Source organism: Streptosporangium nondiastaticum, from assembly GCF_003011965.1.
GTDB classification, from domain to species: Bacteria; Actinomycetota; Actinomycetes; order Streptomycetales; family Streptomycetaceae; genus Streptomyces; species Streptomyces nondiastaticus.
In genome coordinates this window covers 1-20690 of the sequence record NZ_PXWG01000079.1, presented here as the reverse complement: position 1 = coordinate 20690, position 20690 = coordinate 1, and the positions used below count along the sequence as shown (strand labels likewise).

21 protein-coding genes, 5 tRNA genes and 1 pseudogene are annotated in these 20690 nt (G+C 72.4%); 7 read left to right on the top strand and 20 right to left on the bottom strand.

Going from position 1 to position 20690, the window contains the following annotated elements:
- Positions 1-56 precede the first annotated feature (56 nt).
- Positions 57-2018, bottom strand: a complete 1962-nt coding sequence (locus B7P34_RS23745) for a DAK2 domain-containing protein (RefSeq protein ID WP_106679593.1) — start codon at positions 2016-2018, stop codon at positions 57-59.
- Between the two features lie 291 nt (positions 2019-2309).
- On the opposite strand from B7P34_RS23745, the gene rpmB reads away from it, so the two are divergent.
- Positions 2310-2495, top strand: a complete 186-nt coding sequence (rpmB, locus tag B7P34_RS23740; RefSeq protein WP_078660562.1) for a 50S ribosomal protein L28 — start codon at positions 2310-2312, stop codon at positions 2493-2495.
- A 204-nt stretch (positions 2496-2699) separates the two neighbouring features.
- Here rpmB and thiD read toward each other — a convergent pair whose 3' ends face one another.
- Together thiD and B7P34_RS23730 are read right to left on the bottom strand one after the other, a co-directional pair.
- Entirely contained in the window at positions 2700-3491 is a 792-nt protein-coding gene (gene thiD, locus B7P34_RS23735) for a bifunctional hydroxymethylpyrimidine kinase/phosphomethylpyrimidine kinase (protein WP_189382997.1), read from the bottom strand.
- A gap of 92 nt (positions 3492-3583) precedes the next feature.
- Positions 3584-4555, bottom strand: coding sequence for a thiamine-phosphate kinase (locus B7P34_RS23730; RefSeq protein WP_106679590.1), 972 nt, complete (start codon positions 4553-4555; stop codon positions 3584-3586).
- Between the two features lie 137 nt (positions 4556-4692).
- On the opposite strand from B7P34_RS23730, the gene B7P34_RS23725 reads away from it, so the two are divergent.
- Positions 4693-4926, top strand: a complete 234-nt coding sequence (locus tag B7P34_RS23725; RefSeq protein WP_030369306.1) for an Lrp/AsnC family transcriptional regulator — start codon at positions 4693-4695, stop codon at positions 4924-4926.
- 20 nt (positions 4927-4946) lie between these two features.
- On the top strand, positions 4947-5450 hold the full coding sequence (locus B7P34_RS23720) for a DUF3515 domain-containing protein (protein ID WP_106679588.1): 504 nt from the start codon (positions 4947-4949) through the stop codon (positions 5448-5450).
- Positions 5451-5463: 13 nt separating this feature from the next.
- Here B7P34_RS23720 and B7P34_RS23715 read toward each other — a convergent pair whose 3' ends face one another.
- Genes B7P34_RS23715 through B7P34_RS23705 form a run of 3 tightly spaced genes read right to left on the bottom strand, consistent with a single transcriptional unit; the run spans position 5464 to position 8301 of the window.
- Positions 5464-6612 (bottom strand): D-alanine--D-alanine ligase family protein, encoded by a 1149-nt coding sequence (locus B7P34_RS23715; protein ID WP_106679587.1) that lies wholly within the window; start codon positions 6610-6612, stop codon positions 5464-5466.
- A gap of 34 nt (positions 6613-6646) precedes the next feature.
- A complete protein-coding gene (locus B7P34_RS23710) occupies positions 6647-7648 on the bottom strand; it encodes an NAD(P)H-dependent glycerol-3-phosphate dehydrogenase (protein ID WP_030369303.1) in 1002 nt (333 codons plus the stop codon).
- The gene (locus B7P34_RS23705) at positions 7645-8301 is read right to left on the bottom strand and encodes a lysophospholipid acyltransferase family protein (RefSeq protein WP_223268150.1); all 657 of its coding nucleotides are present in this window, start codon (positions 8299-8301) and stop codon (positions 7645-7647) included. The genes B7P34_RS23710 and B7P34_RS23705 overlap by 4 nt, the downstream gene beginning before the upstream one ends.
- 233 nt (positions 8302-8534) lie before the next feature.
- On the opposite strand from B7P34_RS23705, the gene cofC reads away from it, so the two are divergent.
- Together cofC and B7P34_RS23695 are read left to right on the top strand one after the other, a co-directional pair.
- A complete protein-coding gene (gene cofC / locus B7P34_RS23700; protein WP_435693980.1) occupies positions 8535-9287 on the top strand; it encodes a 2-phospho-L-lactate guanylyltransferase in 753 nt (250 codons plus the stop codon).
- Positions 9288-9296: 9 nt separating this feature from the next.
- On the top strand, positions 9297-9521 hold the full coding sequence (locus B7P34_RS23695; protein ID WP_106679582.1) for a hypothetical protein: 225 nt from the start codon (positions 9297-9299) through the stop codon (positions 9519-9521).
- Between the two features lie 699 nt (positions 9522-10220).
- On the opposite strand, the pseudogene B7P34_RS39455 reads toward B7P34_RS23695, so the two are convergent.
- From B7P34_RS39455 to leuC, 4 genes and pseudogenes are all read right to left on the bottom strand, one after another.
- Positions 10221-10499, bottom strand: a pseudogene (locus B7P34_RS39455) (HU family DNA-binding protein); the annotation flags it as partial.
- Between the two features lie 125 nt (positions 10500-10624).
- Positions 10625-10870, bottom strand: coding sequence for a hypothetical protein (locus B7P34_RS23685; protein ID WP_030369298.1), 246 nt, complete (start codon positions 10868-10870; stop codon positions 10625-10627).
- A 169-nt stretch (positions 10871-11039) separates the two neighbouring features.
- A complete protein-coding gene (gene leuD / locus B7P34_RS23680) occupies positions 11040-11633 on the bottom strand; it encodes a 3-isopropylmalate dehydratase small subunit (protein WP_106679579.1) in 594 nt (197 codons plus the stop codon).
- Positions 11634-11639: 6 nt separating this feature from the next.
- Complete coding sequence (gene leuC, locus B7P34_RS23675) at positions 11640-13091, bottom strand: 3-isopropylmalate dehydratase large subunit (RefSeq protein ID WP_106679577.1); 1452 nt, start codon at positions 13089-13091, stop codon at positions 11640-11642.
- A 127-nt stretch (positions 13092-13218) separates the two neighbouring features.
- Here leuC and ndgR point away from each other — a divergent pair, with 127 nt between their 5' ends.
- Complete coding sequence (gene ndgR / locus B7P34_RS23670; RefSeq protein WP_030369295.1) at positions 13219-13947, top strand: IclR family transcriptional regulator NdgR; 729 nt, start codon at positions 13219-13221, stop codon at positions 13945-13947.
- A gap of 322 nt (positions 13948-14269) precedes the next feature.
- On the opposite strand, the gene B7P34_RS23665 is transcribed toward ndgR, so the two are convergent.
- Complete coding sequence (locus B7P34_RS23665; RefSeq protein WP_106679576.1) at positions 14270-14782, bottom strand: DUF4188 domain-containing protein; 513 nt, start codon at positions 14780-14782, stop codon at positions 14270-14272.
- A gap of 82 nt (positions 14783-14864) precedes the next feature.
- Between B7P34_RS23665 and B7P34_RS23660 the strand changes: the two genes are divergently transcribed.
- Positions 14865-15518 carry a MerR family transcriptional regulator gene (locus B7P34_RS23660; protein WP_106679574.1) on the top strand — a complete coding sequence of 218 codons (654 nt, stop codon included), beginning with the start codon at positions 14865-14867 and terminating at the stop codon, positions 15516-15518.
- 313 nt (positions 15519-15831) lie between these two features.
- On the opposite strand, the gene B7P34_RS23655 is transcribed toward B7P34_RS23660, so the two are convergent.
- The 9 genes from B7P34_RS23655 to B7P34_RS23615 form a co-directional block, all read right to left on the bottom strand.
- On the bottom strand, positions 15832-16887 hold the full coding sequence (locus tag B7P34_RS23655; RefSeq protein WP_106679573.1) for an MEDS domain-containing protein: 1056 nt from the start codon (positions 16885-16887) through the stop codon (positions 15832-15834).
- Positions 16877-17218 (bottom strand): STAS domain-containing protein, encoded by a 342-nt coding sequence (locus tag B7P34_RS37605; protein WP_189382994.1) that lies wholly within the window; start codon positions 17216-17218, stop codon positions 16877-16879. The genes B7P34_RS23655 and B7P34_RS37605 overlap by 11 nt, the downstream gene beginning before the upstream one ends.
- A gap of 252 nt (positions 17219-17470) precedes the next feature.
- Positions 17471-17546: transfer RNA gene (locus tag B7P34_RS23645), tRNA-Glu, on the bottom strand.
- Between the two features lie 42 nt (positions 17547-17588).
- Positions 17589-17660 (bottom strand) — tRNA-Gln (locus B7P34_RS23640).
- Between the two features lie 18 nt (positions 17661-17678).
- Positions 17679-17751 (bottom strand) — tRNA-Glu (locus B7P34_RS23635).
- 40 nt (positions 17752-17791) lie between these two features.
- Positions 17792-17864: transfer RNA gene (locus B7P34_RS23630), tRNA-Glu, on the bottom strand.
- An 82-nt stretch (positions 17865-17946) separates the two neighbouring features.
- A tRNA-Gln gene (locus B7P34_RS23625) sits at positions 17947-18018 on the bottom strand.
- Positions 18019-18249: 231 nt separating this feature from the next.
- Entirely contained in the window at positions 18250-19722 is a 1473-nt protein-coding gene (gltX, locus tag B7P34_RS23620; RefSeq protein WP_106679570.1) for a glutamate--tRNA ligase, read from the bottom strand.
- Positions 19715-20497 (bottom strand): fumarylacetoacetate hydrolase family protein, encoded by a 783-nt coding sequence (locus B7P34_RS23615; protein ID WP_106679568.1) that lies wholly within the window; start codon positions 20495-20497, stop codon positions 19715-19717. Before B7P34_RS23615 ends, gltX begins: the two co-directional genes overlap by 8 nt.
- Positions 20498-20690 lie beyond the last annotated feature (193 nt).

Sequence of the window (20690 nt, the reverse complement as noted above, 5' to 3'; positions counted from 1 at the left end):
TGACAGGCCGCGTCACGCGGCGCCGTTCGCCGCCGTCCGGGCCGGTGCCGCGGGGGTCATTCGATGCCGATGAGCAGCGGGGGCGCCTGCTGCCCGCCCCGGTAGACGACCGTGTCGACGGCGAGGTGCACGCCTCGTACGTGCCGCTCCAGGCGGTCGGCGACGGCGTCCGGGACGTCCGCGCCGAGGACGAGGGTGACCATCTCGCCGCCCGCGGCGAGCATGCGGTCGAGGACGGTGGCGGCGGTGACGGCGAGGTCGGAGCCGATGACGGCCACATCGCCGTCGATGAGGCCGAGCACGTCTCCGGCCTGGCAGACGCCGGCCATGGTCCAGGCCTGCCGTTCGGCGACGGCGAGCTCGGCGTAGCGGGTGGCGCCTGCGGCGGAGGTCATCGCGACGACGTCCTCGTCGAAGCGGCGTGCGGGCTCGTGGACGGCGAGCGCGGCGATGCCCTGGACGGCGGCGCGGGTGGGGATGAGGGCGACGCGGACGCCCGCGGCCCGGGCCTGCTCGGCGGCGGCCGCCGCGGCGTGCTGGAGTTCGGGGTCGTTGGGCAGCAGGACGACCTCGCGGGCGTTGGCGCGCCGGATGGCGTCGACGAGCTCGCCGCTGGCGGGGGGCTCCCCGGGGCGGGCGGCCACGACGGTGGCGCCGGCGTCGGTGCACAGCGCGGCGAGGCCCTCGCCGGGGACGACCGCCACGACGGCGCGCTGGGCGGGTTCGCGGGTACGGGCCGCGGCCGGCTCTCCGGCGGCCGCCGCGGTGCCGCCGGATCCGGCGAAGTGCGTGATGCGGATGCGGTGGGGGCGGCCCGCGTCGATGCCCGCCTCGACGGCGGCTCCGGCGTCGTCCACGTGGACGTGGACGTTCCACAGGCCGTCTCCGCCGACGACGACGAGGGAGTCGCCCAGGGCGTCGAGCCGGGTGCGCAGGCGGGGGATGGCGGTGTCGTCGGCGTCGAGGAGGTAGATGACCTCGAAGGCGGGGGCGGTGCTGCCCGGGGCGGCGGTGGGGCAGGGCACGGGGCCGTGGGCCGGGGCCTCGTGCGGTGCCTCATGCCGGGCCTCATGCGGGGCCTCGGCATGAGGCGAGGTGTGCTCGGCGTGCTGCCGGTACGGGGCGGCGGGGCGCGTCCACGCGCGCGTGCCGCGCGGGCCCCATGGGGCCGCCTCGCCGGACAGGGCCCGGGCGAGGGCGCCGATCACCTCGACGAGGCCCAGGCCGCCGGAGTCGACGACTCCGGCCCGGCCGAGGACGTCGAGCTGTCCCGGGGTCATCGCGAGGGCGGAACGGGCGGCCTCGTCCGCGGCGCGGGCCACGGCGGCGCTGTCGCCCCGCGCGCCGGCGGCGGCGTCCGCCGCGGCTGCGGCCACGGTGAGGATGGTGCCTTCGACAGGGCGGGCGACGCCTTCGTAGGCGGATTCCACGGCCCGCCGCAGGGCGCGGCGCAGCCGTTCGGCGTCGTGGGCGGCGGGGTGCCCCGTGCGGGTGTCTGCGGGGGGCATGAGGCGGGCCTCGTGCGGGCCGGCTCCCTGCCCGGCGGCGGAGCCCTCCGCTGCTACGGCTTCTCCCCCGGCCTCGTGGGGACGGCCCGCATGGGGCCCGCCGGCATGAGGCCCGCCCGCGGCCTCCGTGCCGTCCCTGCCGCCCCCCGTGTCGTCCATGCCCTCCACGTCGCCCGTGTCCTCCGCCAGGACCTCGGCCATGCCGCGCAGCAGCTGGGCCAGGATCGTGCCGGAGTTGCCGCGCGCGCCTATGAGGGCACCGTGTGCCATGGCGCGGACGGCGTCCGGGAGCGTGGGACGGGAGGCGGGGCCCGTGGTGGCGTGGCCGTCGAAGACCGCGTCGACGGCCCGGGCGGCGGATTCGACGGTCAGGTACAGGTTCGTGCCCGTATCGCCGTCCGGGACGGGATAGACGTTGATGGCGTCGATCTCCTCGCGGGCCCGCCCCAGTGCGTCGAGGGCCAGCGCGCACCAGGTGCGTACCGCAGCGGCGTCGAGCGTGTGCGGCACGTGTGTCCTCCTCGGACTCCCTGGGCTGTGGAACGGTGATCGCAGACTAGCCCCGGGGCGGTTCCCGGCGGGAAGGCGGGCGGCCGGGGGCGGGACGACAGGTCACAGCCCGGGCAGCCATGGTAGTTTCGTCGAACGGGAGCAGTCGTTGTATGCTGCTCCGGTTGCCTGATGAGAATCAGGACATCCCCCCTGGTAATGCCGGTCACTACAGATTTCGGCACGCAGGGATTTTCCGTACGTGCCTGTCGTCTCCGCGTAAGCGGGGGTGACCCGTCTTTGGAGTAACCCGTGGCTGCCAACTGCGACGTCTGCGGCAAGGGGCCGGGCTTCGGCAACGCTATTTCGCACTCGCACCGCCGTACCCCCCGTCGTTGGAACCCCAACATCCAGCGGGTGCGTGCTGTGGTCGGTGGGACGCCGAAGCGGCTCAACGTCTGCACCTCGTGCATCAAGGCCGACAAGGTCTCGCGCTAAGCGAGTGCTGTCCCCCGCGCAAGCGGGGGAGGCCGGTCTCGCTATGACGTATGTCGTGGCGCAGCCCATCCGGTTGCCTTGAGGGCCGGTCCACCTTGTGGTGGGCCGGCTTTTTGCCGTACCCGGAACCCGAAACCGGCTCCCGCCTCATGCGGCGCCGCGTCCCCTCAGTGCGACGCCTCATGCCCTCCCGCCCGGCGCACCCTACGGGCGCCAGCGCCACCCGTGGTCGACCGGCCCGATGCCGTCCCCCAGAGGGAAGCCGGCCGCGATGGCGCCCGTCACGTACTCCTTGGCCGCCGTCACCGCCTCCGGCACCGTGTGCCCCTTGGCGAGGCCGCCGGCGATCGCGCTCGCCAGCGTGCAGCCCGTCCCGTGCGTGTGGCGGTTGTCGTGGCGCGGGGCCCGCAGCCAGTGCTCCTCCGTACCGTCGGTGAGCAGATCCACGGCGTCGCCTTCCAGGTGGCCGCCCTTGATGAGCGCCCACCGGGGCCCGTAGGAGAGCACCGCGTCCGCCGCGCGCCTCATGCCGTCCTCCGAGGTGACCCGCAGCCCCGTCAGCCAGGCGACCTCGTCGAGGTTGGGAGTGGCGACGGTGGCGGCAGGCAGCAGCTTCGTGCGGACCGCATCCAGGGCGGAGGCGGCGAGCAGTGCGTCGCCATGCTTGGAGATGCCCACCGGGTCGACGACGACGGGGGCTGCGGTGCCGGCGAGGAGTTCGGCGACGGTCAGCACGAGTTCGGCCGAGGCGAGCATGCCGGTCTTGACGGCCTGGACGCCGATGTCGTCGACGACGCTGCGGTACTGGGCCCGTACGGCCTCCGCGGGCAGTTCCCAGGCCCCTTGCACGCCGCGGGAGTTCTGCGCGGTCACGGCCGTGAGCACGCTCATGCCGTGCACACCGAGGGCGAGCATGGTCTTGAGGTCGGCCTGGATGCCCGCACCGCCGCCGGAGTCGGAGCCGGCGACGGTCAGCACGCGTGGGGGTATCGGCATGAGGCCGAATCTACAGCGCCGCCCCCGCCTCATGCGGCTGCCCGCATGAGGCCGCATGAGGCGTACCCCCGGCGCCGCCCCCCTCTTCCGCGCTACTCCCCCGGCTCCAGGTCCCCGAAGTGGTCCCAGCCGCTGGCCTTGTCCCACGGGGCGCCGTCCACCGTCACCTGGGGCAGGGCCGAGGGGCTGACGACCTCGCCGATGACCTTCCAGCGGGCGGGCAGCTTCACGTCCGGCGGGAAGGTCGCCACGATCGCATGGTCCTCTCCCCCGGTCAGCACCCACTGCAGCGGGTCGACGCCGACGGCCTGCCCGATGTCCGACATCTGCGTGGGCACGTCGATGGCGGCCGTGCGCAGGTCGATCCGGACCTTGCTGGCCTCGGCGATGTGGCCGAGGTCGGCGACGAGGCCGTCGCTGACGTCCGTCATCGCGGTGGCGCCGAGGCTCGCCGCGGCCGGGCCCGCGTGGTAGGGGGGCTCGGGGCGGCGGTGGGCCTCCACGAAGGCGCGGGGCGAGCGGAAGCCGCGGGCGAGGACCGCGAGGCCCGCGGCGGACCAGCCGAGCCAGCCGGTGACGGCGACGACGTCGCCGGGCTGGGCGCCGGAGCGGGTGACCGGCTCGTGGTTGCGGAGGTCACCGAGGGCGGTGATGGCGACGGTGATGGTGTCGCCGCGCACCACGTCGCCGCCGACGACGGCCGCGCCCGCGACCTGGCACTCGTCGCGGATGCCGTCCATGAGCTCGGTCGGCCAAGTGGCGGGGAGTTCGGCGGGGACGACCAGTCCGAGCAGGATCGCGGTGGGCACGGCGCCCATGGCCGCGATGTCGGCGAGGTTCTGCGCGGCGGCCTTGCGCCCGACGTCGTAGGCGGTCGACCAGTCGCGGCGGAAGTGCCGCCCTTCCAGAAGCACATCCGTACTGGCCACGACCCTGCGGTCGGGCGCAGCCACCACCGCGGCGTCGTCACCCGGCCCGAGCCGGACCGCAGGGGTGGTGGTGAGCCGGGAAGTAAGCTCTCTGATGAGCCCGAACTCCCCCAACTCGCCCACGGTGCCTTTCACTGAGCTCCTCCTAGGAGTATCGGTTGTGACATACGCCGCGCCGCGCAGGCAGCGCGGGTCTCCCCGCGCCGTGCGGCGACGCGGTACCGTGGCGTCTCTTCTCCCCACATGATCCTCGTAGCCGCCCTGGAGGTTCCGTGGTACAGGCGTACATCCTGATCCAGACCGAGGTCGGCAAGGCGTCGACCGTGGCCGAAGTCATCTCGAAGATCTCGGGGGTGATCCAGGCCGAGGACGTGACCGGTCCCTACGACGTGATCGTGCGCGCCCAGGCCGAGACCGTGGACGAGCTCGGCCGCATGGTGGTGGCCAGGATCCAGGCCGTGGAGGGCATCACCCGCACACTGACCTGCCCGGTCGTCCATCTCTAGGTCCCCCGTATGCTCGGCCGGTGAAGTCTTTCCTCCGCCGGCCCTTCGGCCTGCCCGCTGTCGTCGTGCTGTGCGCGGCCGCCGGCTGCTCGCCGGCGGGCGGCACGGAGGGGCCCGCCGTGCCCACGCCGCCGGCGCGGGCCGCCGGGCTCTGCCGGGCGCTGCACAAGGAGCTGCCGAAGACCGTGGACGGGAAGGAGCGGCGCACCGCCGATCCCGTCTCGGACTTCACCGCAGTGTGGGGTGATCCCGCGATCGCCCTGCGCTGCGGGGTGGAGCGTCCCGAGATCATCAAGCCCGGTTCCGAACACTACAACCCCGCCGCGGACTCGGTGGAGATCGACGGTGTGGACTGGCTGCCGGAGCGGCAGCCGGACGGCAGCGTCCGCTGCACGACCACCCTGCGGGAGGCGTTCGTGGAGGTGACGCTGCCGAGGCAGGTCGTCGGCGGGGCCGGCGATCTCGGTGCGCTCACCGATCTCGCCGGCGCCGTCGCGAAGACGATCCCGATCGGGGTCGTCTAGCGCGGTCCGCTGGCTAGCGCAGGCCGGTCGGCCGGCGCAGCGCCGCCTGGATGAGGCGGTCGATCAGCTCGGTGTAGCCGACGCCGCTCTCCTGCCACATGCGCGGGTACATGGAGATCGGCGTGAAGCCCGGCAGGGTGTTGATCTCGTTGATGACGAACTCGCCGTCCTCGGTGAGGAAGAAGTCCGCCCGCACGAGGCCCTCGCACGAGGCGGCGTCGAAGGCCCGGATGGCGAGCTCCTGGACCCGTGCGGTCTCCTCCGGCGTCAGCGGCGCGGGGACGAGGCCGGCGGCGGAGTCGATGTACTTCGCCTCGAAGTCGTAGAAGTCGTGGGCGGTGACCGGGGGGATCTCGGCGGGGACGCTGGCGCGCGGCCCGTCCTCAAACTCCAGGACGCCGCACTCGATCTCCCGGCCGCGCAGCAGCGACTCGACGAGGATCTTCGGGTCGTGGCGGCGGGCCTCGGCGACGGCGTCGTCCAGGCCGGAGACGTCGTCGACCTTGGTGATGCCCATGGAGGAGCCGGCGCGGGCGGGCTTGATGAAGACGGGCCAGCCGTGCTCACCGGCGAAGTCGACGATCTTCTTGCGGGCTGCGGCCGGGTCGGTGTCCCACTCGCGGGGGCGGATGACCTCGTACGGGCCGACGGGCAGGCCGAAGGAGACGAAGACGCGCTTCATGTACTCCTTGTCCTGGCCGACGGCCGAGGCGAGCACTCCGGCACCCACGTAGGGCATGCCGGAGAGCTCCAGCAGGCCCTGGAGGGTGCCGTCCTCCCCGTAGGGGCCGTGCAGCACGGGGAAGACCACGTCGACCTCGCCCAGGGCCTTGGGCACGGCGCCCGGCTCCGTGTAGACGACCTCGCGGTCGGAGGGGTCGACCGGCAGGACGACGGTGCCGTCGGGCGACTGGGCGAGGTCCGCGACGCTCGGCAGCGTGCGGTCGGCGATGGCCATCCGCTCGGGGTCGTCCGCGGTGAGCGCCCAACGGCCGTCGGTGGTGATGCCGATCGGCAGCACGTCGTACTTCGTGCGGTCGATGGCGCGCAGCACGGCGCCGGCGGTGACCACGGAAATGGCGTGCTCGGAACTGCGTCCGCCGAAGACGACCGCCACACGCGGCTTCCGGCCAGGGCTCTGGGGGGTGATCTCGCTGCTCATATCGCGACGAGAGTACCTCGTGGTGCGGGCCGAGTCAGTGCCGCTCGGGCTTGGCGCTGCGCGACATCAGCTCCTTGAGGGCGACGAGCGGCGGCTTGCCCTCGTGCACGATCTCCACGACGGTCTCCGTGATCGGCATGTCGACGCCGTGGCGGCGCGCCAGATCGAGCACCGACTCGCAGGATTTGACGCCCTCGGCGGTCTGCTTGGTGACGGCCACGGTCTCGGCGAGGGTCATGCCGCGGCCGAGGCTCGCGCCGAAGGTGCGGTTGCGGGAGAGCGGCGAGGCGCAGGTGGCGACGAGGTCCCCCATGCCGGCGAGGCCGGCGAAGGTGTGCGCGTCGGCGCCCATGGCGAGGCCCAGGCGGGTGGTCTCGGCCAGGCCGCGGGTGATGAGGGAGGCCTTGGCGTTGTCGCCGAGCCCCATGCCGTCGGCGATGCCGACGGCGAGGGCGATGACGTTCTTGACGGCGCCGCCGAGTTCGCAGCCGACCACGTCGGTGTTGGTGTACGGGCGGAAGTAGGCGGTGTGGCAGGCGGCCTGGAGCCGCTTGGCCACGGACTCGTCGCGGCAGGCGACGACGGCGGCGGCGGGCTGCCGGGCGGCGATCTCCTTGGCGAGGTTGGGGCCGGTCAGGACGGCCACTTGGTCGGCGGAGACCTTGGCGACCTCCTCGACGACCTCGCTCATGCGCTTGGCGGTGCCGAGCTCGATGCCCTTCATGAGGGAGACGAGGACGGTGTCGGCGGGCAGCAGGGGCGCCCACTCGGTGAGGTTGCCGCGCAGGGTCTGGGAGGGGACGGCGAGGACGGTGAAGGCGGCGCCTCGTGCGGCCTCTGCGGGGTCGGTGGTGGCCCGTACGGAGGGAGGGAGCTCGGTGCCGGGGAGGTAGTCGGGGTTGGTGCGGGTGGTGTTGATCGCCTCCACGACCGCGGCGCGCCGGCCCCACATGGTGACCTCGCAGCCGGCGTCCGCGAGGATCATGGCGAAGGCGGTTCCCCAGGAACCGGTGCCGTAGACGGCGCAGCGTGTCACTTGTCGTCCTCCTGGGCCTTGCGGCGGGCCGCGGCGCGGGCCTTCTTGGGGTTGTACGGCTCGGCGGGGGCCGGCTCGCCGCGCAGTTCGGCGAGGAGGGCGGTGATGGCGGACATGATGTCGTCGGTCGCCGCGCGCAGGACCTCCGCGGTGGGCTCCTTGCCGTAGTAGGCGGAGAGGTCCACGGGCGGGCCGGCCATCACCGTGAGGGTCTTGCGGGGGAAGAGCCGGAGCTTCTTCTCCTTGGCGTACGGCGGCATGGCCTCGTTGGCGCCCCACTGGGCGACGGGGATGACCGGGGCGCGGGTGAGCAGGGCGACGCGGGCGGCGCCGGTCTTGCCCTCCATGGGCCACATGTCGGGGTCGCGGGTGAGGGTGCCCTCGGGGTAGAAGGCCACGCACTCGCCCTTGTTGATGGCCTCGACGGCGGCCTTGAAGGCGGCCGCGGCGTCGGCCGACTCGCGGTAGACGGGGATCTGGCCGGTGCCGCGCAGGATGGCGCCGACGAAGCTGCCCTTGAACAGGGCGGCCTTGGCGAGGAAGCGGGGGACGCGCCCGGTGTTGTACTGGTAGTGGGCGTAGGAGAGCGGGTCGAGATACGAGTTGTGGTTGACGGCGGTAATAAAACCGCCGTCGGCCGGAATGTGCTCCATTCCTCGCCAGTCCCGCTTGAACAGAACCACGAGCGGCGGTTTCGCCAACACCGCCGTAAAGCGGTACCAGAAGCCGATTCTGTGGCGGGACACTCGGACACCCTTCTCTTGGGACCTGGACTCTGTGCTGAACCCGGAGGCCGCACAAGTGTCGCCCCAGGTCCCCGGTCTGTCGAGAACACCGTAACCCCGCGCTCCGCGGGCGGCTGCGGCAGCGGGTGACAATGAGGCTGTTGCGAAGAGAGGGGGCGGATGTGGTCTGGACGCTGGTGGTGCCGGTGAAGCCGCTGGCCCTGGCCAAGAGCCGTCTCGCCAGGGGCGCCGGGGAGGAGGCGCGGGCCGGCCTCGCGCTGGCGTTCGCGGTGGACACGGTGGCCGCGGCGCTGGCCTGTGCGGCGGTACGGGATGTGGTGGTCGTCACGGGCGATCCGCTGGCGGGGGCCGAGCTGAGCGCTCTCGGGGCGCGCGTCGTGGCCGAACCCGAGGGGCCCGGCGGCCTGAACGGCGCCCTTGCGCACGGCGCCCGGAGCGTACGGGCCGGGCGCCCGGACGCCGCGGTGGCGACGCTCAACGCCGACCTTCCCGCGCTGCGCCCGGCGGAACTGGCCCGTGTGCTCGATTCGGCCACGGAATTCCCTCGTGCATTTCTCGCGGACGCGGCGGGAATCGGAACGACGCTGCTGGCGGCGGCTCCGGGAATGGAATTGGCGCCGGCGTTCGAAGGACGTTCGCGCGCCCGTCACCACGGTTCGGGAGCCCGTGAGATCGGGCTGGCCGGGGTGGATTCCGTGCGCCGGGACGTGGACACGGAGGAGGATTTGCGGGCCGCACTGGCGCTGGGCGTGGGGCCCCGTACGGCTGCCGCGGTGGAGGCGGCCGCGGGGGTGCCGGGCGCATGGGGCGGCCGCCCCGTGCGGCAGGGCCCCGTGGTCGGTCCGCGGCCGCACGGGGCGGCGGCGGAACGCTCCGCCCCGTGCGCCGACTAGGCTGCTGTCATGCAGGCCACCGCGTACACCTTCGACCCTCAGACGCGCTCCGGGAGCGTGCTCCTGGACGACGGCACCCCGCTGCCCTTCGACGCCGCGGCGTTCAACGCGGGGGGCCTGCGCCTGCTGCGGCCGGGCCAGCGGGTGCGCATCGAGTGCACGGGGCAGGCCGCCGGCGCGGAGGGGGCCCCGGAGGGCCGCCGCGTGACGCTGGTGACGCTGCAGACGTTCTGAGGCCGCTGCAGACGTTCCGAGGTCGCTGCGGGCGCTCTGAAAGGGGCCCCGGAACCGACACCGGAGAGGGCCTCGTGCGGGCGCCGGACCGGGCCTCGTGCGGGGCCGGACGGGCCTCATACGAGCACCGGGCGGGGCCCCATGCGGGCACCGGGCGGGGCCTCATGCGGCCCGGCCTCCGGACACACCGGCGCAGTTTCCGTACACACACCGCGGGCCGGGCTCCCCGAGGGGAGCCCGGCCCGGCGCGTGACGCCGTTCGCTGCCTTACTTCTTGGCGGCGGTCTTCTTGGCGGTGGTCTTGCGCGCGGTGGTCTTGCGCGTCGTGGCCTTGGTCGCCGTGGCCTTCTTGGCGGGCGCGGTCTTCTTCGCGGCGGCCTTCTTGGCGGTGGCGGCCGTGGTGGCCTTCTTCGCCGGGGCGGCCTTCTTGGCGGCGGTCTTCTTGGCGGCGGCGGCCGTGGTGGCCTTCTTCGCCGTCGTCTTCTTCGCCGTGGTCTTCTTCGCGGCGGCCGTGGTGGCCTTCTTCGCCGTCGTGGTCTTCTTCGCGGCGGTCTTCTTGGCGGCGGCGGCCGTGGTGGCCTTCTTCGCCGTCGTCTTCTTGGCGGTGGCCTTCTTCGCCGCGGCCTTGGTGGTGGCCTTGCCGCCCGAAAGGCTGCCCTTGGGCGCCTTCTTGACCGAGACCTCGCCACCCTTCGGCAGCTTCTTCGAGCCGCTCACCAGGTCCTTGAAGCCCTGACCCGCGCGGAAGCGCGGCACCGAGGTCTTCTTGACCCGCACGCGCTCACCCGTCTGCGGGTTGCGGGCGTAACGGGCCGGGCGGTCGACCTTCTCGAACGAGCCGAAGCCGGTGACCGAGACCCGGTCACCCGCGACGACCGCACGGACGATCGCGTCGAGCACCGCGTCAACGGCGTCTGCGGCCTGCTGACGGCCACCGAGCTTGTCGGCAATCGCTTCAACGAGCTGCGCCTTGTTCACGTCTTCCCCTTCGGAGACATTGCTGGAACGAATGCGCTCCAGCCTTTTCGCACGTTAGGCAGATATATACCGCAAATCAAACACGAAACGGTCTAATCACCCTTGTGCCGCAACGAACTCGACCATCACGGAGTTCCGTCACGGTCGGGCTCTTCGGGGAAACGGCCCTCGTCGAGGTCGTTCATCAGCCGGTCCAGACGCATTGCGGCGCCTGAGAGATCGTGCTTCGCCGCGGCCGTGATGGCCAGCAGCTTCCGGGACAGCGCCATCCGTACGCCCTCCGGGACTTGCAGTGTGCGCACCCGGGAGTGCGCTTCCTTGAGCCGGTCCGCAACGAGCCGGTAAAGCTCGAGTTGGCTGTCGCGTTCCATGCACCGATTGTGCCATCTGAGGCGAGTTGTCGCTTCACAGGGCCTCAACAGAGCGATGCGCCCCCTGTCCGAAGACAGGGGGCGCATCATGCCAAACCCTTGGTGAGCAGCGAAAATCCGGGGTCCTCCAAGCGCCCTCCCGGGCCGCCGGAGGGGCGTGAAATCCGTGTCAGATCCGGGCCGTGGAAGGCTTGAAGGAGGGCCTTCCGGCCTCGAAGGCGGCGACGTCGGCCTCGTGCCGGAGGGTCAGGCCGATGTCGTCCAGCCCCTCCAGCAGACGCCACCGGGCGTTCTCGTCAAGGTCGAAATCAGCCGTGATGCCCTCGGCCCGGACCTGGCGGGCGACGAGGTCGACGGTCACCTCGGCGGCGGGGTCGGCCTCGGTGAGCTCCCAGAGGGCGTCGACGGTCTCCTGCGGCAGGACGACGGTCAGCAGACCGTTCTTGAGCGAGTTGCCGCGGAAGATGTCGGCGAAGCGCGCGGAGACGACCGCCTTGAAGCCGTAGTTCTGCAGGGCCCAGACCGCGTGCTCGCGGGACGAGCCGGTGCCGAAGTCCGGGCCGGCCACCAGGACGCTGGCCCCGCGGCGCTCGGGACGGTTCAGCACGAACTCGGGGTCCTTGCGCCAGGCCTCGAACAGACCGTCCTCGAACCCGTCGCGGGTGACCTTCTTGAGCCAGTGCGCGGGGATGATCTGGTCGGTGTCGACGTTGCTGCGGCGCAGCGGTACGGCGCGGCCGGTGTGCGTGGTGAAAGCTTCCATGACGGTTCAGGCCCCCAGGGGAGTGCGGACGTCGGACGCGCCGGCCGGGGCGGCCGGGGAGGGCAGGTCGGCCGGGGAGGCCAGATGGCCCAGTACGGCGGTGGCGGCGGCCACCTGGGGCGAGACCAGGTGCGTGCGACCGCCCTTGCCCTGCCTGCCCTCGAAGTTACGGTTCGAGGTCGATGCGGACCTCTCGCCCGGCGCGAGTTGGTCGGGGTTCATGCCGAGGCACATCGAACAGCCGGCGTGGCGCCACTCGGCACCGGCCGCGGTGAAGACCTTGTCCAGCCCCTCGTCGACGGCCTGCAGGGACACCCGTACGGAGCCGGGGACGACCAGCATCCGGATGCCGTCGGCGATCCGGCGGCCCTCCAGGACGGCCGCGGCGGCGCGCAGGTCCTCGATCCGCCCATTGGTGCACGAGCCCACGAAGACGGTGTCGACACGGATGTCGCGCAGCGGCTGACCTGCCGTCAACCCCATGTATTCCAGGGCCTTTTCGGCGGCCAGGCGGTCGGACGGGTCGGGGTAGGCGGCGGGGTCGGGAACGGCCGCCGACAGGGGGGCGCCCTGCCCCGGGTTGGTGCCCCAGGTGACGAACGGGGAGAGCTCGGCGGCGTCGATGACGATCTCGTGGTCGAAGACGGCGTCGTCGTCGGTGCGCAGGGTGCGCCAGTAGTCGACGGCGGCGTCCCAGTCGGCCCCCCGGGGTGCGTGGGGCCGGCCCTTCAGATAGGCGAAGGTGGTCTCGTCGGGCGCGATCATGCCCGCGCGGGCACCCGCCTCGATGGACATGTTGCACACGGTCATCCGCGCCTCCATCGAGAGCTTCTCGATGGCCGTGCCGCGGTACTCGATGACGTAGCCCTGGCCGCCGCCGGTGCCGATGCGGGCGATGACGGCGAGGATCAGGTCCTTGGCGGTGACGCCCTCGGGCAGTTCGCCGTCGACGGTGACCGCCATGGTGCGGAACGGGGCCAGCGGCAGCGTCTGGGTGGCGAGGACGTGCTCGACCTGACTGGTGCCGATGCCGAACGCCAGCGCGCCGAAGGCGCCGTGGGTGGAGGTGTGGCTGTCACCGCAGACGACGGTGGTGCCGGGCTGGGTCAGTCCCAGCTGCGGTCCCACCACGTGGACGACACCCTGTTCGACGTCGCCCAGCGGGTGCAGGCGGACCCCGAACTCGGCGCAGTTCTTGCGCAGCGTCTCCAGCTGGGTGCGGGAGACCGGGTCGGCGATGGGCTTGTCGATGTCGAGGGTCGGGGTGTTGTGGTCCTCGGTCGCGATGGTGAGATCCAGGCGCCGCACGGGGCGCCCGGCCTTGCGGAGGCCGTCGAAGGCCTGCGGGCTGGTGACCTCGTGGAGCAGGTGCAGGTCGATGTAGAGCAGGTCGGGCTCGCCCTCGGCGCGCCTGACGACATGGTCGTCCCAAACCTTCTCTGCGAGTGTGCGTCCCATCGCTGTCCCTCCGGCCGGCGTCGTCGCCGGTCACATTCCTGTGGCTGTGGGTGCTCTCCAACCAGGTTGAGGCTTCTCCGGGAAATTTGAACTTGCGTTTCACAGTGTGAGACGCAAGTATCGTTGCATGGACAACACTGGTGGCGCCTCGAGCGGCGTGGGAGTACTCGACAAGGCGGCTCTGGTGCTGAGTGCGCTGGAGTCCGGGCCGGCGACCCTGGCGGGGCTCGTCACGGCCACCGGCCTGGCGCGCCCGACGGCGCACCGGCTGGCGGTGGCGCTGGAGCACCACCGGATGGTGGCGCGTGACATGCAGGGCCGGTTCATCCTCGGCCCGCGGCTGAGCGAGCTGGCGGCCGCGGCGGGCGAGGACCGGCTCCTGGCCACGGCGGGCCCCGTGCTCACCCACCTCCGGGACGTGACGGGCGAGAGCGCGCAGCTCTACCGCCGCCAGGGCGACATGCGCATCTGCGTGGCCGCGGCGGAGCGGCTGTCCGGCCTGCGGGACACCGTGCCGGTGGGCTCCACGCTACCCATGAAGGCCGGCTCGGCCGCCCAGGTGCTGATGGCGTGGGAGGAGCCGGAGCGGCTGCACCGCGGCCTGCAGGGGGCCCGCTTCACGGCGACGGCGCTCTCGGGCGTGCGGCGCCGGGGGTGGGCGCAGTCGATCGGCGAGCGGGAGCCGGGCGTCGCCTCGGTGTCCGCCCCCGTGCGCGGGCCGTCCAACCGGGTCGTCGCCGCCGTCTCGGTCTCCGGACCGATCGAGCGCCTCACGCGGCACCCGGGGCGCATGCACGCCCAGGCGGTGCTGGACGCCGCGATGCGCCTCACGGAGGCGCTGCGCCGCAACGGCTGACCGGGGAGGGCTCGTGGAGCGGGCCGCATGAGGCAGCCCACGGGAGGGCCTCATGCGGCCCGCTCCCCCACGGCTCGCCTCATGCGGCGCACTTCGTACGCCGCGCCATGCGACTCGCTCCGGCACAGCCCGCCTCATGCGGCCGGACGCCACCGCCCCATGCAGCCCGGCACCGCCGCCCCATGCGGCCGACGACGCCTCCACGCGCCGCTTGAGGCGCCCCCGCACTTGCGGCCACCCTGCGCCCGCCTGAGGCCCCGCCGCATGCACCCGCCCCACGAGCCCGGCCCGCGCGCCCGCCCCAGGGCATTTGCCCTGCGCGTCAGGCACTCACCTCGCTCGCCCGCCCTTCCGCGCTCGCAAAGCGTTCTGCCGCGCGTTCGCCGCGCCTGGCCACGGGCTCGACGCCGTAGGCCTTGCCGAGCCCCTGTGCCGGCATGCCGGAGTAGATCGACTCGTACGAACCGGCCGGCACGACGTACGTCTCGTGCCAGATGCCGACCTTCCCCTCGCTGCCTCGCGCGCGGCGGTTGAACGCCGCCCACGCGGGGCGGTGCTCTTTGTTGGCGTCCGCGGCGTAGGCGAGCAGCTTTTCGCGGGATTCCCAGTACTGGACCACGCCGAAGTCCCTCGGCCCGCCGGTGATCATCCGGTAGCCCAGCAGTCCGCTGTTCTCGTCGCGCGAGAGCTCTTTGAGCATGCGCGGCATCGCGCGGAAAGCCGGCAGCCAGTGCCGCACCGCACGCCAGTTGTTGATCCGCATCCCGATCAGGAAGACGACCACGTCGCCCTCGGCCGCGGCGGTGACCCGTTCCGGTATCGGCTGTGCACTCATGAGAGCTCCCCCAGACGTCATCGGATAGTGGCACTATCCATGCTTGGATAGTGCCACTCACCAAGGAAGGGCGCAAGAGGAAATGCGACTGGCCGAACTGAGCGAACGCAGTGGCGTGTCCACCGCCACGATCAAGTACTACTTGCGCGAGGGGCTGCTGCAGCCCGGCCGCAGGGTCTCCGCGACCCAGGCCGAGTACGACGACACGCACGTCCGCCGGCTGCGCCTGGTGCGGGCCCTGATCCAGCTGGGCAAGGTCCCGGTGGCCACCGCGCGCGAGGTCATTGCCGCGGCCGAGGACGAGTCACTGGACCACCATCTGAGACTCGGCGCGGCCACGTGGGCCCTGCCGGCCGGGCCGGAGGCCGACGGGGACGATCCCGAGGTCGCCGCGGCGGGCCGCACGGTGACCGCCCTGCTGGAGCACGTCGGCTGGCGGCACGACCAGGAGCTCGGTGAGCTGTCCCCCGCCTACCGCACGCTGGTCGCGGCGGTCGCCGCGCTCAGGCGCCTCGGCTACCCGTGCGGTGTCGCGCACCTGCTGCCCTACGCGCGGCTCGCCGCACAGCTGGCGGTCACGGACCTGGACCTGATCCAGGAGCAGCCCACGGAGGCCGGGCAGATCGAGGCGGCCGTCGCGCTGACGGTCCTCTACGAGCCGGTGCTGCTGAGCCTGCGCCGCCTCGCGCACTCCGAGGAGTCCGCGCGGCGCTTCATGGACACCGACGGGGCATGAGGCCGGGGAGCCCGGGCAGCCCCCAAGGGCTCCGCAGCGCCCCCCCCACGCAGGCACCCCAAGCCCAGGCGGGCACCAAGCCCGGGCGGGCCTCATGCGGTGCCTCATGCAGGGCCTCACGCGGGCCTCATGCAGGGCCTCACGCGGGCCTCATGCAGGGCCTCACGCGGGCCTCATGCAGGGCCTCATGCGGAACAGCCTCAGGCGAGCACCAAGCCCGGCCGGCCCTCATGCGGGGCCTCATGCGGGGCCTCATGCGGAACAGCCTCAGGCAGGCTCCACGCCCAACCGCCCCCACCCTCACCCCCACCCCTCACAGCCGCTCCGCGTCCCCCTGCCCCGCCACCCGCAGGGTGAGGACGGTCTCCGGGCCCCGTGCGCGCACCTCCAGGGAGTCGCCGAGGCTGCGGGCGAGCCACAGGCCGTCCTCGGCCCCGTGCGCGTCGCCGGCCGGTGCGGGAGGCCGGTAGCCCGCGAAGGGCGGGACGGCGGCGTCCGGCACCGTAAGCCCGCCGCCCGGCCCCGTACGCTCGCGCTCCCCGCGCGCCCCGCACCCCACGCCCCCAACGTCCCGCTCCGTGCGCCTCAGCTCGTACACCACCGCGCCCGGCTCCTCCCAGGCCCGCAGCGTGACGCGCGCGCCCTCCGGGGCCAGCAGGTAGGCGGCGGCCTCATGCGCGGCCAGTTCGGCGAGGGCGAGCCGGGCACCGGTCAGGCCCGCGCCTGCGGCCCGTTCGCGGGCGAGCAGGCGCAGCACCGCGGCGTCGTCCGTGGGCCCCGTGCTGGCGGCGGACGGCGGCGGGCATGAGGCGGCGGCCGGCACCTCCAGCGCGGCCGCGTACGCCGCAGGGTCCGCGTAGGACGCGCACGGGGCCTGCTGCTCGCCGTCCAGGCGGACGGGGTGGGTCGCGACGGCCGCCTCCGCCACGTCACCGGGGACGACGCGGGTGTCGTAGGGGCAGACCATCCACACGGGCAGTCCGGCGAGGAGCACGTTGAGCCCGGCCTCCATGCGTTTCCACTCCGCGGTCTGGCGGGCGGAGCGGCCGGCCCACACGGGTTCGGCGATCATGCGCGTGCGCCGGCCGGGGCGGGCACGCCGTTCGTGGTAGCGCAGGAAGGCGGCGACGCGGTCGACGGGGCGGCGGCCGAAGTGGGCGGTCTCGGCGGTGTCGAGGTGGTGGGCGCTCTCGCCCAGGGCCTCCCGCAGCAGCTCGATGTTGGCGGGCGTCGTGGCGGCGAGGACGGGTTCCCCGGCCGCGAGTCCGCCCCGTACGAAGGGCACCGCCATCGCCAGGAACTCCGCGTCGGAGCCGTACAGGCAGGCGTGGTGGACGAACCCGGTCGAGCCGGTGCGGTCAGCAGCCATGGGCGGCCCCCAGCCGCAGGCCCGGCGTGGTGTCCCAGCCGATGAGGGTGATGACCTGCAGCAGGTGGGGCGGTACTCCGGCGAGCTCCACGGTGCAGTGGCGGGCGGCGCGGGCGCGGGCGAAGGTCATGAGCAGCCGCAGCCCGGCGAGGTCCAGGAACTCCACGCGGGACATTTCCAGGCGCAGGTCGCCGCGGACGGAGGCCACCGACTGCAGTGCCTCCCTGAGGTGGCGGTGGGAGCCGGCGTCGACCACTCCTTCGATCCGGAGTCCCGGCGGGCTGACGGTGGCGACGACGGTCAGTTCGGCCGTGCGGACGAGAGGATCCACTTCGACGCTCCTGGAATGGGCCGCTGCGGGGGCGTCCGGCGCGGCGGGCTCTCGGCGGCGGATGTCGTGGTGACGCAGCTCCTGCGGCCCGCCGGCGCCCGAACTCCGCGGCGGGCAGGGCTTCGTGGCGCGGCGGGGCCGGCACCGGCCGCCGCTGGGATGGGCCATGGGGGGATTATCGGGCGGGGCCGGGGCATGCGGAAGGCCGCATGAAAAAATGCCCCCCGCGTATGCGGGAGGCATTCTCTCGTGTGGTACCCCCGACCGGATTCGAACCGGCGCTACCGCCTTGAGAGGGCGGCGTGCTAGGCCGCTACACAACGGGGGCTTGCTTTTGTTTTGCTATTGCAGACTCAAAAAGCAATCTGCGCTGGGCTACCAGGACTCGAACCTAGACTAAATGAACCAGAATCACTCGTGCTGCCAATTACACCATAGCCCATGGTGGTTTTATAACCAGTACCCCCGACCGGATTCGAACCGGCGCTACCGCCTTGAGAGGGCGGCGTGCTAGGCCGCTACACAACGGGGGCCCTAGCGATTTCCCATCAGGTCACCCCGACCGGAAATCAGTACCCCCGACCGGATTCGAACCGGCGCTACCGCCTTGAGAGGGCGGCGTGCTAGGCCGCTACACAACGGGGGCTTGCACTTCGCTTTTGCGCTTTCGCGCGCTTCCTACTTTATCAGTAGTTTTGCGAGAGAATTTCGGCGAAGAATTTCTCTTGCTGGGGTACCAGGACTCGAACCTAGACTAAGTGAACCAGAATCACTCGTGCTGCCAATTACACCATACCCCACCGTAACTCCACCCCCATCAGGGGGTCTTGTCCGGCTTGCGCCTTCCGCTCCGGCCTCTCGGCCCTCTCGGGCGGCGCAGGAAGAACATTACCCGAAGGAGGACGGGGCGCCAAAATCGATAGATGCCCCCGCGCAGACGCGACGGGGCCCGGCGGCCTCGGGTGAGGCTGCCGGGCCCCGTGGGGCGCCCTGTGCCGGGCGTACCAGGCGGGTCAGAGCCGCCCGGCGCGTCAGGCGGTGAGCTTGGCCAGAGCGGCGTCCACGCGCGCGAGCGTGCGCTCGCGGCCCAGGACCTCCAGGGACTCGAACAGCGGCAGACCGACCGTGCGGCCGGTGACGGCGACGCGGACGGGCGCCTGGGCCTTGCCGAGCTTCAGGCCGTGCTCCTCGCCCGCGGCGACCACGGCGGCCTTGATGGCGTCGGCGGTCCACTCCGCATCGGCGAGCTTGGCGCGTGCCGTCCGCAGCAGGGCGTCCGAGCCCTCCTTCATCGCCTTGGCCCAGGAGGCCTCGTCCTCGGCCGGCTCCTCCAGGAAGAGGAAGTCGACGTTGGCGGTGATGTCGGAGAGGACCGTGAGGCGCGTCTGGGCGTGGGGCGCGATGGCCTCCCAGGCGGCCTGGTCGAAGGCCTCCGGCGCCCACGGGGCGTGGGGCGCCCGCAGCCAGGGCTCGCAGGCCTCGGCGAACGCCTTCACGTCCAGCTGCCGGATGTGGTCGGCGTTGATCGCCTCGGCCTTCTTGAGGTCGAAGCGGGCCGGGTTGGCGTTGACGTCCTTGATGTCGAAGGCCGCGACCATCTCCTCCATCGAGAAGAGGTCCTGGTCGGCGGAGAGCGACCAGCCCAGGAGCGAGAGGTAGTTCAGCAGGCCGGCCGGGAGGAAGCCGCGCTCCCGGTAGAGGTTGAGGGAGGCCTGCGGGTCGCGCTTGGAGAGCTTCTTGTTGCCCTCGCCCATCACGTACGGCAGGTGGCCGAACTCCGGGACGGTCTTGGCGACGCCCAGCTCGATCAGCGCCTTGTAGAGGGCGATCTGCCGGGGCGTGGAGGAGAGCAGGTCCTCGCCGCGCAGGACGTGGGTGATCTCCATCAGCGCGTCGTCGACGGGGTTGACCAGCGTGTAGAGCGGAGCGCCGTTGGCCCGGACGATGCCGTAGTCCGGCACGTTCTCCGGGGTGAAGGTCAGCTCGCCGCGGACGAGGTCGGTGAAGGTGATGGCCTCGTCGGGCATCCGGAAGCGCACGATCGAGGGGCGGCCCTCGGCCTCGTACGCCGCCTGCTGCTCGGGCGTGACGACGCGGCACTTGCCGTCGTAGCCGGAGGGCCGGCCGGCGGCGCGGGCGGCCTCGCGGCGCTCGTCGAGCTCCTCGGCGGTGCAGTAGCAACGGTAGGCGTAGCCGCCGTCCAGGAGCTGCTGCGCGACGTCCTTGTAGATGTCCATGCGCTGCGACTGGCGGTACGGCGCGTGGGGGCCACCGACCTCGGGGCCCTCGTCCCAGTCGAAGCCCAGCCAGCGCATCGAGTCGAGCAGCTGCTGGTACGACTCCTCGGAGTCGCGCGCCGCGTCGGTGTCCTCGATGCGGAAGACCAGGGTGCCGCCGTGGTGGCGGGCGAACGCCCAGTTGAAGAGGGCGGTGCGGACCAGACCCACGTGGGGGTTGCCGGTCGGCGAGGGACAGAAACGTACGCGGACGTTCGCGTTAGCCACGCTTGATCACCTTGTTGGTGAGAGTGCCGATGCCTTCGATGGTGACGGCGACCTCGTCGCCGACGTTGAGCGGTCCGACTCCGGCCGGGGTGCCCGTGAGGACGACGTCGCCGGGGAGCAGCGTCATCGCCTCGGTGATGTGGACGATCAGGTCCTCGATGGAGCGCACCATGTCGCCCGTGCGGCCCAGCTGGCGCTGTTCGCCGTTGACCGTGCACATGATCCCGAGGTCGCTCGGGTCGAGTTCGGTCTCGATCCAGGGGCCGAGCGGGCAGGAGGTGTCGAAGCCCTTGGCGCGGGCCCACTGCTTCTCGCGCTGCTGGGCGTCGCGCGCGGTGACGTCGTTGGCGCAGGTGTAGCCGAGGATGACGTCCTTGACGCGCTCGCGCGGGACCTCGCGGCACATGCGGCCGATGACGACGGCCAGCTCGGCCTCGTGGTGCAGCTCGCTGGAGAAGGAGGGGTACTCGATGGCGCCGCCGGGGCCGATCACCGAGGTGGAGGGCTTGAGGAAGGCGACGGGGAGGTCGCCGACCTCGTTGCCGAGCTCGGCGGCGTGCTCCGCGTAGTTGCGGCCGATGGCCACGACCTTGCTGGGCAGGACGGGCGAGAGCAGCCGGACCTTGTCCAGCGGGACCTTGGTGCCGGAGCGCTCGAAGTCGCCGTAGGGGATGCCCTTGATGATGTCGAGGACGGGGCCGCCTTCTGTGGCGGCGTCCCCCTCCACGACGCCGTAGCCGACGTTGCCGTCGATGGAGAACCTGGCGATGCGCACGGGAAGCTTTTGCCCCTATCTGATCCGGCCGGAGTCTGACACCCCAGGCTATCGCGGGGGCCGCGAAGCGCCCGGCGGCTCCGCCGGGGCGGGACGGGGCCCTACGGGACGGGCCGCCCCGGAGGGCGGCCCGTCCCGGCCCCTGAAAGGGATCAGTCCGGGGATTTCAGTCCGGGGGGATTTCGGTCCGGGG

What these genes read in the sequence shown, in the direction of transcription:
- thiD (WP_189382997.1), bottom strand. Translation starts at nt 3,491, where the DNA reads ATGCCGATACCCCCACGCGTGCTGACCGTCGCCGGCTCCGACTCCGGC.
- B7P34_RS23715 (WP_106679587.1), bottom strand. Translation starts at nt 6,612, where the DNA reads ATGAGCAGCGAGATCACCCCCCAGAGCCCTGGCCGGAAGCCGCGTGTG.
- B7P34_RS23705 (WP_223268150.1), bottom strand. Translation starts at nt 8,301, where the DNA reads ATGGAGCACATTCCGGCCGACGGCGGTTTTATTACCGCCGTCAACCAC.
- B7P34_RS23695 (WP_106679582.1), top strand. Translation starts at nt 9,297, where the DNA reads ATGCAGGCCACCGCGTACACCTTCGACCCTCAGACGCGCTCCGGGAGC.
- B7P34_RS23685 (WP_030369298.1), bottom strand. Translation starts at nt 10,870, where the DNA reads ATGGAACGCGACAGCCAACTCGAGCTTTACCGGCTCGTTGCGGACCGG.
- leuD (WP_106679579.1), bottom strand. Translation starts at nt 11,633, where the DNA reads ATGGAAGCTTTCACCACGCACACCGGCCGCGCCGTACCGCTGCGCCGC.
- leuC (WP_106679577.1), bottom strand. Translation starts at nt 13,091, where the DNA reads ATGGGACGCACACTCGCAGAGAAGGTTTGGGACGACCATGTCGTCAGG.
- ndgR (WP_030369295.1), top strand. Translation starts at nt 13,219, where the DNA reads ATGGACAACACTGGTGGCGCCTCGAGCGGCGTGGGAGTACTCGACAAG.
- B7P34_RS23665 (WP_106679576.1), bottom strand. Translation starts at nt 14,782, where the DNA reads ATGAGTGCACAGCCGATACCGGAACGGGTCACCGCCGCGGCCGAGGGC.
- B7P34_RS23660 (WP_106679574.1), top strand. Translation starts at nt 14,865, where the DNA reads ATGCGACTGGCCGAACTGAGCGAACGCAGTGGCGTGTCCACCGCCACG.
- B7P34_RS23655 (WP_106679573.1), bottom strand. Translation starts at nt 16,887, where the DNA reads ATGGCTGCTGACCGCACCGGCTCGACCGGGTTCGTCCACCACGCCTGC.